Annotated in this window: 15 protein-coding genes; 7 read left to right on the forward strand and 8 right to left on the reverse strand. The window is 61.6% G+C overall.

Translation table 11 applies throughout. The annotated features are described in order from the left end of the window. Positions 1-92: 92 nt before the first annotated feature. Complete coding sequence (locus tag BW995_RS00005; protein WP_084194453.1) at positions 93-1,445, reverse strand: lactate permease LctP family transporter; 1,353 nt, start codon at positions 1,443-1,445, stop codon at positions 93-95. A gap of 618 nt (positions 1,446-2,063) precedes the next feature. On the opposite strand from BW995_RS00005, the gene BW995_RS00010 reads away from it, so the two are divergent. From BW995_RS00010 to BW995_RS00030, 5 genes are all read left to right on the forward strand, one after another. Beyond that, positions 2,064-2,669 (forward strand): FCD domain-containing protein, encoded by a 606-nt coding sequence (locus tag BW995_RS00010; RefSeq protein ID WP_084194454.1) that lies wholly within the window; start codon positions 2,064-2,066, stop codon positions 2,667-2,669. 139 nt (positions 2,670-2,808) lie between these two features. Then, positions 2,809-3,561, forward strand: a complete 753-nt coding sequence (locus BW995_RS00015; RefSeq protein ID WP_076397873.1) for a (Fe-S)-binding protein — start codon at positions 2,809-2,811, stop codon at positions 3,559-3,561. Continuing rightward, entirely contained in the window at positions 3,558-4,979 is a 1,422-nt protein-coding gene (locus BW995_RS00020) for a LutB/LldF family L-lactate oxidation iron-sulfur protein (RefSeq protein WP_076397875.1), read from the forward strand. Before BW995_RS00015 ends, BW995_RS00020 begins: the two co-directional genes overlap by 4 nt. After that, complete coding sequence (locus BW995_RS00025) at positions 4,972-5,631, forward strand: LutC/YkgG family protein (RefSeq protein ID WP_076397876.1); 660 nt, start codon at positions 4,972-4,974, stop codon at positions 5,629-5,631. Before BW995_RS00020 ends, BW995_RS00025 begins: the two co-directional genes overlap by 8 nt. Before the next feature lie 74 nt (positions 5,632-5,705). Next, positions 5,706-8,495, forward strand: coding sequence for an FAD-binding and (Fe-S)-binding domain-containing protein (locus tag BW995_RS00030; RefSeq protein ID WP_076397878.1), 2,790 nt, complete (start codon positions 5,706-5,708; stop codon positions 8,493-8,495). Positions 8,496-8,534: 39 nt separating this feature from the next. Here the strand turns inward: BW995_RS00030 and BW995_RS00035 are convergent, their stop codons facing one another. The 6 genes from BW995_RS00035 to BW995_RS00060 are packed head-to-tail and all read right to left on the reverse strand — an operon-like array spanning position 8,535 to position 13,691. Beyond that, positions 8,535-9,188 carry an HAD family hydrolase gene (locus BW995_RS00035; protein WP_076397879.1) on the reverse strand — a complete coding sequence of 218 codons (654 nt, stop codon included), beginning with the start codon at positions 9,186-9,188 and terminating at the stop codon, positions 8,535-8,537. Further along, on the reverse strand, positions 9,189-10,187 hold the full coding sequence (locus tag BW995_RS00040; RefSeq protein ID WP_076397881.1) for an ABC transporter ATP-binding protein: 999 nt from the start codon (positions 10,185-10,187) through the stop codon (positions 9,189-9,191). Beyond that, positions 10,187-10,972 carry an ABC transporter permease gene (locus BW995_RS00045; protein ID WP_076397883.1) on the reverse strand — a complete coding sequence of 262 codons (786 nt, stop codon included), beginning with the start codon at positions 10,970-10,972 and terminating at the stop codon, positions 10,187-10,189. The genes BW995_RS00040 and BW995_RS00045 overlap by 1 nt, the downstream gene beginning before the upstream one ends. After that, positions 10,962-11,822 (reverse strand): ABC transporter permease, encoded by an 861-nt coding sequence (locus tag BW995_RS00050; protein ID WP_076397885.1) that lies wholly within the window; start codon positions 11,820-11,822, stop codon positions 10,962-10,964. Before BW995_RS00050 ends, BW995_RS00045 begins: the two co-directional genes overlap by 11 nt. Continuing rightward, positions 11,819-12,628 carry an alkaline phosphatase family protein gene (locus tag BW995_RS00055; protein ID WP_076397887.1) on the reverse strand — a complete coding sequence of 270 codons (810 nt, stop codon included), beginning with the start codon at positions 12,626-12,628 and terminating at the stop codon, positions 11,819-11,821. Before BW995_RS00055 ends, BW995_RS00050 begins: the two co-directional genes overlap by 4 nt. A 13-nt stretch (positions 12,629-12,641) precedes the next feature. Then, on the reverse strand, positions 12,642-13,691 hold the full coding sequence (locus BW995_RS00060; protein WP_076397888.1) for an ABC transporter substrate-binding protein: 1,050 nt from the start codon (positions 13,689-13,691) through the stop codon (positions 12,642-12,644). Between the two features lie 212 nt (positions 13,692-13,903). On the opposite strand from BW995_RS00060, the gene BW995_RS00065 reads away from it, so the two are divergent. Continuing rightward, positions 13,904-14,650, forward strand: a complete 747-nt coding sequence (locus BW995_RS00065; protein ID WP_076397890.1) for a UTRA domain-containing protein — start codon at positions 13,904-13,906, stop codon at positions 14,648-14,650. A 59-nt stretch (positions 14,651-14,709) separates the two neighbouring features. After that, positions 14,710-16,080, forward strand: coding sequence for a TrpB-like pyridoxal phosphate-dependent enzyme (locus tag BW995_RS00070; RefSeq protein WP_076397891.1), 1,371 nt, complete (start codon positions 14,710-14,712; stop codon positions 16,078-16,080). Between the two features lie 131 nt (positions 16,081-16,211). On the opposite strand, the gene BW995_RS20345 is transcribed toward BW995_RS00070, so the two are convergent. After that, entirely contained in the window at positions 16,212-17,273 is a 1,062-nt protein-coding gene (locus BW995_RS20345; RefSeq protein ID WP_139332697.1) for a hypothetical protein, read from the reverse strand. Between the last annotated feature and the right edge of the window lie 81 nt (positions 17,274-17,354).

Below are 17,354 nucleotides of genomic sequence, written 5' to 3' on the forward strand. Positions count from 1 at the left end.
CCGCGTTCATGCCCCGCAGATCAGTGGCCGTTTGCGCCGATCCGGCCATGCAATTTGATATGTGCCATCAGTGCTATTATTTCCTAACCCCCCTAGATCCAGCCGAGGATCGGCGAGAAGAACGGGAAGGCGGCACCGGTGCCAGCCAGCAGCAGGGCGAGCGTCGAGGACAGGCCCGAGTAGTTGGCGACAAAGGCAAAGCCCAGCACGGTACCGATGGTGTAGATCGGACGCTTCAGCTCGCTGACCGTTTCGACAAAGGTCTTCAGGCCTTGCGCCGGGCTCATCTTCAGCACGACCATCGAAATCAGGGCCGACAGCAGGATGGCGGTGCCGGTGGCCGAAATCAGATCCAGCTTGTAAACGGCATCCATCGCGGTGGCTTTGGCGACAATCGGGGTGGCCTTCATCACCAGCTTGTCGAGGCCGGAAATCGGGAAGCTGATCACCGTGCTGTACAGCGCGCCGTCCTTGGCGAACAGGTCCTTGAACGGCTTCAGGCTCCAGATGGTGACGACGGCGGTCAGGATCAGGAACGGCGACCACGCCTTGATGATCTGGCCGGTACCATAGACATGCGACGACTTTTCGATGTCGCTTTCCTGGCCTTCGTTGAACCGGAAGATCCGCTTGGGCTTCCATACCTTCAGGAACAGGGTCAGGCAGACCAGGCTCAGCAGGGCCGAGGTGATGTCCGGCAGCTCGGGGCCGATGTAGTTCGAGGTAAAGAACACCCCGAAGGCAAAGCTGCCACCGGCAACCAGAATGGCCGGCCAGGTTTCACGGATACCGCGCAGGCCGTCCATGATAAAGATGATCCAGAACGGCACGAACAGCGCCAGCAGCGGCAGCTGACGCCCGGCCATCTGACCGATCTTGAAGGCGTCGATGCCGGTCACCTTGCCCGCGACGATCATCGGAATACCCATCGCACCGAACGCCACCGGGGCGGTGTTGGCAATCAGGCACAGACCGGCGGCATACAGCGGGTTGAAGCCCAGACCGACCAGCAGGGCGGCGGTGATCGCCACCGGCGCGCCGAACCCGGCAGCACCTTCGAGGAAGGCTCCGAACGAAAAGCCGACCATCAGCATCTGCAGACGCTGGTCTTCGGTGATCGACACCACCGAGGCGCGGATGATGTCGAACTGGCCGGTCTTGACGGTGATCTTGTACAGGAACACCGCCGCAACGATGATCCACGAAATCGGCCACAGGCCGTACAGGAAGCCATAGCCTGCCGACGCCAGCGCCATGCCGACCGGCATCTTGTAAAAGGCGATGGCAACTGCCAGCGAGATCAGGACGGTGATCGTCCCGGCAATGTGGCCCTTCATGCGGAAGACGGCCAAAGCAACGAAGAAGAAGATGATGGGCAGGGCGGCGATCAGCGACGACAGCCAGATATTTCCTGCCGGATCATAAATTTGCGTCCAGGGCGACATGTTTCCTCCCGATATGCGGCCTGTGCCTGCTGGTAGGGCAGTGCGGCACAGGGTTTCAGCGACGGTGTGCCAGTTTTTTCACTGGGTGCGGCGCTGACCTGGTTGCTGGTGTGCGGAGCCATGCGGAAAACTGGAACCCCCTATCCGCATCCCGCTCTGGACCATCGCGCGCTAAACCTTAATCATGCGCAACGTTCCAGACCTCTCGTTTTGCAGCGTGGCCGGAAAACCGGGATCCGGTTTGCTGGCGGTGCTGTCGGCATTGTCCGGGACCGTTGACCGGCGTGCCGGATTGACATCCTGATGACTCGCGCCTAATTTGTTTCAAATGAAACTTATTGAGCCCGAGTATGAGCCCTGCGATTTTGCTGCCGCAGTTGATGGCTCGAACTGGTGGTTCGTTGGGGGCATTCGGTTGCAGAAAAATGGCCGGAAATCGCTAATGCTCTGCCGTACCTTGATTTTCCGAAACTTTCTTACCCCTGGAGCATGTTTGGTAAAAAAAATGACCACGCTTTCGGAACGGATAACTCGATTTCCCGTATTTTGTAAACTGGAAAATAATCCGTCCCACCCCAAAATAATGTTCATGTTCGCCACAACGCACGGCTCCACACCATGCCCAATACCCCTACCGCCCCGGAATCGCTCGCGATTGCGTCCGGGACTCCCCAACAGCATCGCGAGCCTTTTGCCCGTTTGCTGCACGCCCACCCGGAAACGGCGTTCGACTATCTGGAATTCCGCCGCCTGCTGGCCGGACAGATCACCGCCTTTGCCGCCGAACGGGGCAGCGAAGAGGACATGGTGCGACTCCAGCAGCGGATGCAGGAGCTTGAGGACGCCCACAGTCTGGATGATCCGGCGCAGGAAGCCGCTGCCGATGCGGCGTTTCATCAGGCGGTCTACCAGATGGCGGGCAATGCCATCATGACCCATGTGATGGGCACCCTGTTCCACATGCTGAAGGACGGAGTCTTCTACGACCGTTCGGACCTGTACCTGCGACGCGGGGTGCGGGATGGCTTCATGCGCCAGCACCGGGCGATTTACGCCGCGATTGTGGCGCGCAACCCCGAGGCGGCGCGGGCGGCGGCGGATGCCCACATTGCCTCGACCGCCGAGGCGCTGCGCGAGGCACAGCGGGCTGATCAGCGGCGCGAAGTGTCGGTGCGGCGGATGGAAGGGCTGGCGCTGACCCAGAAACCCCGGGGAGAGGAGTAAGCCTCGACCGAGAATCCCACAAGCGAGGAATAGCCCTCCCGATCTTGGACAATTAATTTTACCACTTCACTTCTTCGGTTAAATGATTTACCCATTGATTGCGGTCCCGGTAAGAGGGCCGAGATCATGAGGAGTCGTCATGACCGCACATCAGTCGTCAGGGAAACCGGATACCGTCTACTTCTTCGGTACCTGCATCATTGACCTGTTCTATCCCCGGGCGGGCCTGGCCGGGATGGAACTGCTGAAACGGCATGGCCTGCGCGTGGTCTTCCCTCCCGGGCAAAGCTGTTGTGGCCAACCGGCGCGCAATTCCGGTTATCTGGATGAAGCGCGTGCGGTGGCCCTTCAGCAAATTGACAGCTTCCCGCAGGACTGGCCGATTGTGGTGCCGTCGGGGTCTTGTGCGGGGATGATGAAAACCCACTATCCCGACCTGTTCGAAGGCCGTCCCGAACACGCCAAAGCGGTGGCCTTCTCGCAGCGGGTCCATGAACTGACCGATTTCCTCGTCACCGTGTTGCAGGTAAAACTGGAAGACAAGGGCGAGCCGGTGAAAGTCACCTGGCACGGCTCCTGCCACTCGATGCGCGAGATGGGGGTGGTCGATCAGCCGAAGGAACTGCTGCGGCAGTTGTCCAACGTCACCCTGATCGAAAACCCGCGCGAGAAAGAATGCTGCGGCTTTGGCGGCACCTTTGCCGTGCGCCAGCCGGAAATCTCGGCGGCGATGGTCGGCGACAAAGTGGCGGCCCTCGAAGAAACCGGTGCCAGCGAAGTGCTGTCCGGGGACTGTGGCTGCCTGATGAACATCACCGGCGCGATGGACAAGGCCAAAAAGCCGATGGGTGGCCGACACATTGCCGAGTTCCTGCTGGAGCGCTGCAAATGAGCGGAGATTTCACCCAACGCGCGCCGGGGGCGCTGAACGATCCGACCCTGCGGCGGAATTTCCGCCGGGCGATGGACGGCCTGATGACCAAGCGGGCGGCCCAGTTCCAGGACACCGCAGCGTGGAATGCCCTGCGTGCCCGTGGTGCGGCTGTCAAGGCGCGGGTGGTGTCAAAGCTGCCCGAGCTGCTGGAGCAACTGGAAGCCAACTGCACCGCCAACGGCATCACCGTCCACTGGGCGGAAAGCACCGCCGAAGCCAACGCCATCGTGCTGGAGATCCTGCAGGCCGCCGGGGCCAAAAAGGTGATCAAGGGCAAGTCGATGGTGTCCGAGGAAATGGAGCTGAACCATTACCTTGGCGACCATGGCATCAAGGCGGTCGAGTCCGATCTGGGCGAATACATCATCCAGTTGGCGGGCGAAGCACCGTCGCACATCGTGATGCCCTGCATCCACAAAAACAAAAGCGAAATTGCCGCGCTGTTTGCCGAGCATATCGACGGTCTGGGCTATACCGAGGACGTTGATACGCTGACCGCCGCCGCCCGCAAGGCATTGCGCAACGAATTTGCCACCGCCGACGCCGGGATTTCCGGGGTCAACTTTGCGGTGGCCGAAACCGGCACGCTGGTGCTGGTGGAAAACGAAGGCAATGGCCGTCTGTCCACCACCCTGCCGCCGCTGCACATCGCCCTGATGGGCATTGAAAAGCTGGCCGAAACGCTGGAAGACATTCCGCCGTTGCTGTCCCTGTTGCCGCGTTCGGCCACCGGGCAGGCGATCACCACCTACGTCAACATGATCTCCAGCCCGCGCAAGCCGGGCGAAAAGGACGGACCGGAACAGGTCCATCTGGTGCTGCTCGACAGTGGGCGGTCGCGGGTTTATGCCGATGAACAGTTGCGCGATACCCTGCGCTGCATTCGCTGTGGTGCCTGCATGAACCACTGCCCGGTCTATTCGCGCGTTGGCGGTCATACCTACAAGTTCGTCTATCCCGGCCCGATTGGCAAAATCCTGACCCCGCAACTCGAGGGTCTGGATTGCGCTGGCGATCAGCCGCACGCTTCGACCCTGTGCAATGCCTGCGTCGAAGTCTGCCCGGTGAAAATCCCGATTGCCGACCTGCTGGTGCGCCTGCGCGGCGAGTCGGTGCATTCCAGCGACAGTCCGGCGGTCAAGGGTGCCGGATCGCGGCACAACTGGCGCGAGGCGCTGGTGTGGCGCGGGTGGAAATTCATGTACTCGCACCCGCTGGCCTACGCGGCGGGAGCCAAGGTTCTCAGCCGTCTGGGCAACGCCATCCCCGATAGCGCGCCGATGATCCGGGAATGGACCTCGGTGCGCAATCGCCCGAAGTTTGCTGGCAAGACCCTGCACGAACTGGTCCGTGAAGAGGGCTATGACCATGAATAACAGCGCCACCGCCCGGGCCAACATTCTGGCCCGTCTGAAAGCCGCCCCGCGCACCGCCGTTCCCGAGCGTCCCGAGTGGCAGCCGCCGGTCTATGATGCCGATGAGCGGGTGAACCGCTTTGCCAGTGTGATCGAGGCCTCCCATGCCGAGGTCTATCACACCTCCGCCGACGCCTGGCCCGCCCTGCTGGCCGAGGTGATGCAGCGCCATGGTCTGGACTCGTTGATGTACGCGCCGGGCACCGTTGATGGTCAGCAGGTGGCGACGGCATGGGGGACGCTGGAGCAGGCTCCGGCGCTGGTGCCCTATGACCGCCCGGTCGAAGAGTTGAAGGACACCTTGGTCAACGGCGTTGCCGCTGGCCTGACCGCCACCCGCGCCGCCATTGCCGAAACCGGCTCGCTGGTGCTGTGGCCGACGGCGGAAGAACCCCGCCTGATGAGCCTGTTGCCGCCGGTTCATGTCGCGGTGGTGCGGGCGGAAACGGTGGTGGATACCCTGGCGGTCCTGATGGCCTCCCAGCACTGGGCACAGCAGATGCCGACCAACGTGGTGCTGGTTTCCGGGCCGTCCAAGACCGCTGACATTGAACAAACGCTCGCCTATGGCGTGCATGGCCCGAAAGAACTCATCGTCCTGATCGTGCACTGATCCTTTCATCATAACAGCAAGAACCGTCAAACCGGCTTTCAGTGCAGCTCCTGGCCCTACCCGAGAGTCTGTCCATGAACAGTATTGCCCCAGTCCCCCGCACCCGGCGCGATTATGACGCGCTGGCGCGCGAGATGTCCGCCTTCATTCCGTCCGAACGCCTGATCCGCGACCCGTTGCGGACGCTGGCCTATGGCACGGATGCCAGTTTCTATCGGTTGATCCCGCAAATCGTGGTCAAGGCGGACAGCGAGGCGGAGGTCTTGCGGCTGCTCGATCTGTGCCGCCAGTACGACGCGCCGCTGACCTTCCGCGCCGCCGGAACCAGCCTGTCCGGGCAGGCGGTAACCGATTCCGTCCTGCTGGTGCTGGGCGATCGCTGGAACGGGGTGGTGATCGAAGACGATGGCCGCCGCATCCGCCTGCAACCCGGTGTGATCGGGGCGGAAGCCAACCGCCGTCTGGCGGCCTTTGCCCGCAAGATCGGCCCTGATCCGGCCTCGATTGACTCGGCCAAAATCGGCGGGATTGCGGCGAACAACTCGTCGGGCATGTGCTGCGGAACCTCGGACAACAGCTATAAGACGCTGCTGTCGATGCGGCTGATTCTGGCCGATGGCACGCTGGTCGATACCGGCGACGCCGCCAGCGTGGCGGCGTTCCGGGTCAGCCATGCCGACTTGCTGAGCGAGCTGGCCACTCTGGGGCGGACCACCCGCGACACCCCGGCACTGGCCGAGCGTATTCGCAGCAAGTTTGCCATCAAGAACACCACCGGCTATGGCCTGAACGCCCTGGTGGACTTTGAAGACCCGATTGACATCCTGCAACACCTGCTGATCGGGTCGGAAGGGACACTGGGCTTCATTGCCGAGATCACCTATCGCACCGTCCCCGAACACGCCCACAAGGCCAGCGCCCTGTTGCTGTTCCCCGACATTGCCGAGGCCTGCCGGGCGGTGACGCTGCTGAAGCCGTCGCCGGTGTCGGCGGTCGAGCTGATGGACCGGGCGGCGCTGAAGTCGGTGGAAGACAAGCCGGGCATGCCGCCGGAGATCATCGGTGTGGCCGATGGGGTGACCGCGCTGCTGGTGGAAACCCGCGCCGAAGACGCCGCCGGTCTGGCCGCCAACATTGCGGCGATCAAACAGGTGCTGACCGCTGTCACCACCCTGCATCCGGCCTCGTTCACCAGCAACCCGGACGAATTCGGCACGCTGTGGAAAATCCGCAAGGGGTTGTTCCCGGCGGTCGGTGCGGTGCGCAAGACCGGCACCACGGTGATCATCGAAGACGTGGCGTTCAAGATTCCCGATCTGGCGCAGGCAACCCTTGATCTTCAGGCGCTGTTCCTCAAGCACGGCTATACCGAAGCGATCATTTTCGGCCACGCGCTGGACGGCAACCTGCACTTCGTGTTCACCCAGGACTTTGGCGACCGCGCCGAGGTCGAACGCTACGCCGCCTTTATGGATGACGTCTGCGCGCTGGTGGTGGAAAAGTACGACGGCTCGCTGAAGGCCGAACACGGGACGGGCCGCAACATGGCGCCGTTCGTCGAAATGGAATGGGGCCGTGACGCCTATGCCCTGATGGTGCGGATCAAGGAATTGCTCGATCCGGCGGTGTTGCTGAATCCGGGGGTGATCCTCGACCAGAACCCGCAGGCCCACCTGCAAAACCTGAAACCGCTGCCGCCCGCCGATCCGCTGGTTGACACCTGCATCGAATGCGGGTTCTGTGAACGCATGTGCCCCTCGCACGGGCTGACCCTGTCGCCGCGCCAGCGCATCACCGGCTGGCGCGAAATCTCCCGGCAGGCGGTGAACGGCAATCCGGCGACCGAACTGCGCGCGCTGTACGACTATCAGGGCATTGATACCTGCGCCGCCTGTGGCCTGTGTTCGATGGCCTGCCCGGTGGGGATCGAAACCGGCTTGCTGACCAAGGCGTTGCGTGGGCGGAAGCTGACCGCGACCCAAAAGACCGTTGGCGGGATAGCGGCAAAGCACTTTGGCACCGCCATGGGGCTGGCGCGGGTCGGACTGACGGCGGGCCGGGTGGCCCAGTCGCTGACCGGCGGGGCATTCCCCAAACTCGGCGCCTCGCTGCCGCGTCCCGGCCATGTCCCGGCGGCGTCAACGCAGGACGGGACGCCGGTGGTCTATGTCCCCAGTTGCGCCACCCGCACCCTCGGCCCGGCGGTTGATGCGCCGGAACAGGACGCGGTACCGGACCGGATGAAAGCCCTGCTGGAAAAGGCTGGCTTCCGGGTGATCTTCCCGGCGCGGCTGGGCGATCTGTGCTGTGGGCAGTCGTTTGAAACCAAGGGGATGATGGATCTGGCGAATGCCAAGTCCTCGGAAATGGAAGCGGCGTTGCTGGCGGCCTCGGACAACGGGCGTATCCCGGTGCTGATGGATGCCTCGGCCTGCACCATGCGGCTGAAGAAGGTGCTCGACACGCGGCTGACGGTGCTGGATTCGATTGAATTCCTGCATGATCAGGTGCTGCCGCGCCTGCACGTCACCCCGCAGGCCGAGCCGGTGCTGGTGCATCTGAACTGTTCGGCCCGCCGGATGGGGCTGGATGGCAAGATGGTGGCGCTGGCCAAGGCCTGCGCCCACGAGGTGGTGGTCCCCGAAGGCGTCGGCTGCTGCGGCTTTGCCGGTGACAAGGGCTTTACCCTGCCGGCGCTGAACGACCACGCCCTGCGGCGTCTGCCCGAAAGCGTCAGCGAGCGGGCCGAAGGCGGCTATTCGTCGAACCGCACCTGCGAAATCGGCCTGTCGGACCACTCCGGCAAGCCCTATCGCTCGATTGCCTACCTGCTCGACCGGGTGTCGGTGGCAAGGAAGGGTTGATGAAACGATGGGGGGTCTGACAACAGGCCCCCCGATTGTTTACAGGCTCCAGTCCAGCGTCAGCCAGCCGTGCGCCTGCGCATGGTCGGCAAGGCGGGGGTCGGGGTTGACCACAAACGCCCGTTCGGTGGCGGTCAACAGCGGCACGTCGTTGATGCTGTCGCTGTAGCCGTGGCTACCGGCCAGTGTCTCGCCCTGCTCGGCCAGCCAGGCGTGCAGGCGGTCAACCTTGCCCTGCTGATAGGTCAGAATGCCGGTAGTGTCGCCGCTGTAACGCTCGCCGTCCTGTTCCAACTGGATGGCGAGGGCTTCGCTGACCCCCAGATGGGCGGCGATGCGCTGGACCAGATGCTCGCCGGTGGCGGAAATCACCACACAGCGCCAGCCGTCCTGTTGATAACGGGCCAGTGTCTCCCGCGCCTGCGGATAGACGATCGGGCTGATCTCCTGCGCAATGAAACGCTCAACCCATCCGTCCACCTCGTCCTGTCTGCGCCCGGCCAGCGGTTGCAGGGTAAAGCGCATGTAGTCTTCCATCTTCAGCGCGCCCTCGCGGTAGGCGCGCATCATTTCGGCTTCCTGCGGCAACATGGCGGCATCGGCCAGCCCTTCGGCGACCAGAAAGCGCAGCCACAGGGTGGCGCTGTCGCCAGCAATCAGGGTGTCATCAAGATCAAAAAGCGCCAGCGGCATTTATTGCACCTCTCGCAGGGTGTCACGGGCGATACGCAGGAACACCGCCGCGCCGTCGGCCAGCAGGGCCTCGGCGGAACGGTTCAGGCAGTCCACCGACAGGGCAACGCCCTGACAATCCACCTGATAGCGGATGACGTTGCCCAACAGTTGGTGGCTTTTGATCACCGCAGGCAGGGTGTCGGTCTCGGGGCTGGTCAACAGCTCCATCGCTTCCGGGCGCAGGGTCAGATGGCCGCGCGGGGTGATCCCCAGCAGGCTCTGGCTCTGGGCGGCGGTCAGCAGGTTGTAACTGCCCATGAAGCGGGCAACGAACTCGGTCGCTGGTTGGGTATAGACCGTCTCGGCGCTGCCTTCCTGCTCCACCCGGCCCTGATTCATCACGAAAATGCGGTCGGATAGGGTCAGGGCTTCTTCCTGATCGTGGGTGACAAAGATGGTGGTCAGCCCCAGACGGCGCTGAATGTCGCGGATTTGCTCGCGCAGGGTTTTGCGGATGCGGGCATCCAGCGCCGACAGCGGTTCATCCAGCAACAGGATGCGCGGTTCAACCACCAGCGCCCGCGCCAGGGCCACCCGCTGGCGCTGGCCGCCGGATAGCTGGTGCGGGTACTGCTGCTCGCGGCCGTCCAGCTCGACCAGCTTGACCACCGCCGCCACCTTGTCGGCAATCTCGGCGGCGGTCAGCTTTTGCATCTTCAGGCCAAAGGCGATGTTTTGCGCCGCCGTCATGTTGGGGAACAGGGCATAGGACTGGAACACCATCCCGATGCCGCGCTTTTGTGGCGCGGTGTGGGTGATGTCGCTGCCATCAACGCTGATGGTCCCCTGATCGACCCCGGTCAGGCCGGAAATACAGCGCAACAGCGTAGACTTGCCGCAGCCCGACGGACCCAGCAACGTGACGAACTCGCCCGACCGCAAGGTGAACGAGATGTCGGTAAAGATGGTGCTGCTGCCATAGCGTTTGGCGAAATTGGAGACGGTAACGACGCTCATCAGGCCCCCCGGTCGGATTTGCCCAGCCGCGCGGCGAGCCACGTCAAGGCCAGGGTAAAGGCGAAATAGCTGAGAACAACGGCGCTGGTGAAATGGCCGCTGGTCTGGCGGATGCTGTACAGATAGACCTGCAAGGTTTCATGGCGGGTGCCGACCAGAATGTTGGCGAACACGAATTCCCCCAGCAGGAACGAAAACGACAGGAACAGCGACGCCATCAGCGACTTTTTCAGGTTGGGCAAAATCACCAGCAAAAAGGCCCGGCCGGTGCTGGCCCCCAGCAGGTGGGCGGCATCCATCAGGTCGTGCAGGTTCATGGTCCCCAGGGTGTTGGCGAGTGCCCGGTACATGAACGGCAGGGCGACGGTGAAGTAACAGCCGACCAGAATCCACGGCGTGCCGACCATCGCCAGCGGCCCGTCGGCATACAGTTGCAGCAGGCCGACCGAGGACACCACCGGCGGCACGGCAAAGGGGATCAGGATCAGCAGGTTCATCCACTTGGCCAGCGACGGAAAGCGGTAAAACACCACAAAGGCCGCAGGAACGATCAGCACGGTTCCCAGCACCAGCGTGCCGATGCAGATCGCCAGCGAGTTGCCAAAGGCGGCCAGAAAGCGCGGGTCTTGCCATAGGGTCAGGTACCACGACAGGGTCAGGCCATCGGGCAGGATGGTGGCGCCCCAGCGGCTGGACAGCGAATAGAGCAGGGTCGCCGCCACCGGCAGCCCCAGCACCGCCATCAGCAGCAGGACCACCACCCGGTGATAGAGGTTAGCGCGCATGATAGGACCTCTTCAGCAGCCACTGATTGACAGCCGTCACCAGCACCATCAGCAAAACCAGCAACACCGACAGCGCGGCGGCCATATTGGGATCAAGGAACACGTTGCCTGCGACCAGACTGCCAATGCGGATGGTGACCAGATTGTAGTTGCCGGTGGTCAGCGCATAGGCGCTGGTATAGGCCCCCATGGCGTTGGCAAACAGCAGGATGAAGGTGCCGAGAATGGCCGGAGTCAGCACCGGCAGGGCCACCCGCAGCCAGTATTGCCACAGTCTGGCCCCCAGCAGGGCGGCGGCGTCCTGCCAGTCATCATCCAGCGCGTCAAAGGCCGGATAGAGCAGCAGCACGCCGAGCGGAATCTGGAAATAGGTGTACAGCAGGATCAGCCCCGAGCTGGAATAGAGGTAAAAGTCCTGCAACAGCCCGGCCTGCCGCAGCAGCAGGGTCAGGGCACCATTGGCCCCGACGATGATGATGAAGGCAAAGGCCAGCGGTACCCCGGTCAGGTTGCTGGTCATGTTGACAAAGGCCACCACCAGATCACGGAACCGCCCCGGCACCCGCCGCAGCGAGGCCGCCGCGACCAGCGACAGCAGCAGGCCGAGGATGCTCGACCACAGCGAAATCGACAGGCTGTTGGAAAAGGCCTGCAGGTAAAAGGCCGACGACAGGATTTCACGGTAATGGTCCAGACCGACCCAGCCGTCTTCGCCATACAGGCTGTGGACGGCCACCCACCACAGCGGGGCCAGACAAAACAGCGCCAGCACCACCAGCATCGGCAGCAGGAACAGGGCGGCCTGCCAGTGCCGTCGCCAGACGGACGCGGCGGGGGGAGAGGTGCTCATCGCCGGATCAGCTCCTGATTACGGGGTTTGTCGTGCGACAGGCCCAACAGATCGGCGGCCAGCCCGCACAGCTCGACCTGCCGCACCGCCACTTCGGGGGCGTGGCTGAAGGCCGATCCGAGGGTAAACAGCGGCACCTGCCGTTCTTCCGGTAAGATGCCGCCGTGGCTGCGGTCGTCGTTCATGCCGTGGTCGCTGGTGACGATCACCTGATAGCCAGCGTCCAGCCAGCCCGGCAGGTGATCGGACAGGAAAATGTCCATCCGGCGGGCGGCATTGCGGTACTGCGGGCTGTCATAGCCAGCGTGATGACCGGCATCATCGACATTCATTGAATGGATCAGCAGCAGGTCCGGGTCATGGCGCTGGCGCAGGTATTCGCCATCCAGCAACAGGTGATCATCGGGGTAGCTGTCGGCATGGTAAAAGATGCCGTGCTGGATCGGCAGCGCCGGATCATCGGTAAAGCGGTCGCGCACCGCCAGATAGGGCGAGCGGTTATAAAGCTCGCTGATCCAGTGATAGGAGGCGGCGGCGGTGGTCAGCCTGGCGGCGCGGGCCAGATGGAACAGGCTGGTCTGGGTGGACAGGCGGGTGATCTGGTTGTGGACGACGCCGCTGTCCACTGGCGGAACTCCGGTCAGCAGGCATTCGTACAGCGGGCGCGACAGCGACGGCAGGGCGGAGTTCAGGCGGTACAGGCTGGCCCGGCCAGCCTCGCACAAGCCCTGCAGGTGACCCATGCAGTCATGGGCCACCTGCCACGCCAAGCCATCAATCAGAACAAAGATGACCTTGTGCGGCATCGGGCCTGATCCTTTATTGCAGGTTGACCATCACCTGTTCCTGCCACAGGCGGGGCAGGGCCTTGGAGGTCTTTTCCCACGCCGCAAAATCCTTGATCGGGTGGACCGAGGTGTATTGCGAGGCGGGCAGCAGTTTGGCCTGCACATCGGCGGGCAGGGTGACGTTGGCGCGGATCGGGCGGGCATAGCCGCGCGCCAGATTGATCTGGCCTTCGTCGCTGAAGATGTACTCACGGGCCAGCTTGGCGGCATTCGGATGCTGGGCGTACTTGTTGATGATGGTGGTATAGCCCGCCACCACCGAGCCGTCAGAGGGGATCAGCACGGTAAAGCGCTTGGGGTCGATCTTGTCGCGATAGCTGAGCGCGTTGAAATCCCACAGCACGCCGACTTCGATTTCGCCCTTTTCCAGATTGGCGATATCGACGTTGTTCAGCGACAGGCGCTTTTGCTTGGCCAGCTCGCCAAAGAAGCCCAGCGCCGGGGTGAGGTTCTTTTCATCGCCGCCCATGGCAAAGGCCGCTGCCAGTACGCCGTTGTTGGCCTGCGAGGCGACGCCGACATCGCCCAGAGTGACGCGGTACTTGCCCTTCAGCAGCTCGGACCACGATTTCGGGGCGTCGGGAACCAGTTGGTTGTTGACGATGAAGGCGATGGTGCCAGTGTAGGCCAGCATCCAGTGACCATCGGCGTCCTTGGCCCAGTCGGGAACGTCGCCCCAGGTGGTCGGCTTGTAGGGCTGGGTGATGCCCTTTTGCACCGCAACGGCGGCAAAGGCATGGCCGACGTCACCGATATCGGCGGTGGCATTGGTCTTTTCGGCTTCGAACTTGGCGATTTCTTGCGCCGAGCTCATGTCGGTGTCCTGATGGGTCAGGCCATACTTGGAGGAAATCTGTGCCCAGGTGTCTTTCCAGTTCGCCCAGTCGTCGGGCATGCCGACGCTGTTGACGGTGCCTTCTTTTTTGGCTGACTGGATCAGGGTATCAAGGGATTCAGCATGGACTTGCAGAGCCGTCAGGCTCAGGACGCCGGCGAGAACGCCAGCCATTACCTTGTTCATGGGTCTCATCCTTTGGACTATGCCAGTTTCCCGGCCTTGGCGATCAAGAGTGAGCAGCAGGTGAACCAACAACACAAGTTACCCTTTTGTGGCACCATTTCGGGGCACCGGGAATTCTCTGGCATTCTCCCGACAGACGCGGCAGTGTGCACAAGACGGATGCTAACACCGTTTTGCCGAAAAAATAGACATAAAAATGGACTAGTCCAGAAATGACTACAGAACAGGCATTTACCCATGCGGCCCTGATCCGGCAGGCGATCGAGCAGCAGATATCCAGTGGTCTGCTGCGTCCGGGCCACAAGCTGCCGTCTGAACGCGACCTGAGCGAGCTGTTCGCCACCACCCGCATCACGCTGAAAGAGGCCTTGCAGGCCCTTGAGGCGGAAGGGAAAATCTATCGCGAGGATCGGCGCGGCTGGTTCGTGGCCCCGCCGCGTCTGCTGTACAATCCGCAGTACAAATCCCACTTCCACCAGATGGTGACCGCCCAGCAGCGACAGGTGGAAACGGCGGTGCTGTCAGCGCAAACGGTGTTGGCAACCCCGGCCCTGTGTCAGGAGCTGGAGCTACCGGCGCTGTCGCGCCTGCACGAAATCCAGCGCCTGCGCCGGATCGACGGGCGGGTGGTGCTGTTCGTCCGCCACTACCTGAAGCCGGAGATCTTCCCCGGCATTCTGGCGATGGACCTGACGCAATCGCTGACCCTGATTTACGAAACGCACTATGGCCTGAGCTATGGCCGCTCGCGCTTTGACATCATCCCGACCGCAGCCCGTGGCGAGGTGGCGCAGGCGTTGATGCTGGGCGAGGGCAGTCCGATCCTGCTGATTTCGCGCGTCAACTTTGATCAGGACGGGCGGCTCATCGACTGCGATCAGGAATACTGGCGGCATGATGCCATCCGCATTTCGATCGACAGTTCGCTTGTTACACCCCCTTTTCCCCTTGAGAAATAAGGGGTAAAACAGGGGCTTCTGATGTTCATCCTTCCCCCTATGCCCTCAGGAGCCCGCCGATGTCCGATCAAACCGTCAAATACCTGCTGCCCGAAGATCGCATGCCGAAAAGCTGGTACAACATCGCGGCTGACCTGCCGCCGATGGCACCGGTTCTGCATCCGGCGACCGGCCAGCCGGTTGGCCCGTCGGACCTCGAACCGCTGTTTCCGCGTGAAGTGATCCTGCAGGAAGTCTCCACCGAACGGGAGATCGAAATCCCCGAGCCGGTGCGGGACATCTATCGCCAGTGGCGTCCGGCGCCGCTGTTCCGTGCCCGCCGTCTGGAAAAGGCCCTCGGCACCCCGGCGCGCATTTACTACAAGTACGAAGGCGTCAGCCCGTCCGGCTCGCACAAGCCGAACTCGGCGGTGGCGCAGGCGTTCTACAACAAGGAAGCGGGTGTCAAGCGGCTGACCACCGAAACCGGCGCCGGTCAGTGGGGCTGTAGCCTGGCCTTCGCTGGCTCGTTGTTCGGGCTGGAAGTGAACATCTACATGGTCAAGGTGTCCTATCAGCAAAAGCCCTATCGCCGGGCGCTGATGGAAACCTATGGCGCGCGCTGTGTCGCCAGCCCGTCAGTGGAAACCAGCGCAGGCCGGGCGGTGCTGGAAAAGGACCCGGACTCGCGCGGGTCGCTGGGGATCGCCATTTCCGAAGCGGTCGAAATGGCCGTTCAGCGCGAAGACACCAAGTACGCACTGGGCAGCGTGCTGAATCATGTCTGCCTGCACCAGACCATCATCGGTCAGGAAGCAATGGCACAGATGGAAATGGCCGGTGACGAGCCGGACGTGGTGATCGGCTGCGCGGGTGGTGGCTCGAACTTTGCCGGGATTGCCTTCCCCTATCTGGGGCGGAACCTGCGCGAGGGCACCAAAACCCGCCTGCTGGCGGTGGAACCGGCGGCTTGCCCGACGCTGACCCGTGGGCGCTTTGCCTATGATTACGGCGATCTGGCCCACCTGACCCCGCTGTCAAAGATGTACACGCTGGGTGCCGACTTCATGCCGCCGGGCCTGCATGCCGGTGGCCTGCGCTATCACGGCATGAGCCCGCAGGTCAGTCAGGCCCGCCATCTGGGTCTGATCGAAGCCCGTTCCTATCAGCAGCTTGAGTGCTTTGAAGCGGCGGTGACTTTCGCCCGCGCCGAAGGCATCGTTCCGGCCCCGGAAAGCAGCCACGCCGTCCGCGCCGCCATCGACGAAGCCCTGCGCTGCAAGGCCGAGGGCAAGGCCGAGGTGATCCTGTTCAACCTGTCCGGCCATGGTCATTTCGACATGCAGGCCTACACCGATTTCTTTGGCGGCAAGCTGGAAGACCTGACCTACGAAGACTCCCTGCTGGCCGACAGTCTGGCCCGCCTGCCGCAGGTGAGCGAACCGGCGTAAGGCTGGTTCAAGAAAAACGGGGGAGCCGTTGATGGGCGGCTCCCCCGTTTTCGGTGGGCTGTATGCCTTTTTAGCAAAAAAGTCGCAGGTGCACACTCGTTGAGTCGGGTAGCTGCTCTTGCGTGAGCTGGTTACTGCTTTGGCCCTTCGATTTGTGGCGGAACTAAGGTTGACATCGCTAGTTGTGCTATTGATGGGGGCAAATCGCCTTGCTTCACCTTGCCATCAAGGTACTTTGCGAATTTACCACCTTCTAGATATACATTTTGTAGCCATTCTCGATAGTGCCCAAGAGATGCCAACGGGTAACACCACGACTCCTGTGGATTCGATTTTGCTTGAGGGTGATCATCCGGATAGCGATGAGCATATTTTCTGCGTATTCCAAACTCATGTTCAAGTTTATTTGCATCCCAGTATTTAGACCAATGTAATCCAATAGATATATCAACAACAAATTTTTCATCTATATTTGCACCTGCGACGATTAATTCATATATTATTGTGTGTGCCTCATTGAAGACGTGAAAATAACCCTTTGGAGCTGAGTGATAATTGAGTGCAATGCGTTCATGCCACTTGTTAAAGCGCTTACTCTGGGCTCCGCTTGGATCATAGCCGACTTGACTGTAGATGAGTTCGCGGAGTTTTGACCCGGCAAGGAGGCGAAAATTATTTCGTGCTTCGGTCTGACAGTTCACTCCTGCATCAAATGCATAGTATTCTAGTATGGAGAGGCATATTTCTGCTGGATAGCAATAGTGAACGCGCCCTTTGTGTATGACTTCGATGTGGGGATATGGAATGGAGGAACCTGACTTTTCAAGTATATCCTTGATCGCCTTGATGCGTGGCTTTATATCTAATTCGTTCCACTGGCTACTTATTGTTCCAATGTGCGCATTCTGAACTCCGCAGAGGGCTGCGAGACCACGTTGATTGAGGTATGGGGTACCGTCGGAAAGTACACCCATACCGATTTCGCCGAACTCGGCATCCACCTCAATTCCAAGGTCTAGGCTACCTTGAACTTGACTGATTTCCTTAGTGGTTGCTTTTGATGATAAGATGTTGATTCTATTTGGAGAAAGACTGATTTCCTTTGGCGCAGGCGGGCCAGCCTGAACCAGGGCCGTCGAGACCTTGTCTAGTGTCCCTTTAACCGGATTGATGATATGTTTGCCCTTGGCCATGCATGAACTCCTCCTAGTGGACGAAATGATCTGCTGTGATTGTAAATGTTGTATTTGCAAAATCCAGCATTGAAATTCTGT

It is taken from the genome of Insolitispirillum peregrinum, assembly GCF_900156605.1.
Classification (GTDB): Bacteria; Pseudomonadota; Alphaproteobacteria; order Rhodospirillales; family Rhodospirillaceae; genus Insolitispirillum; species Insolitispirillum peregrinum.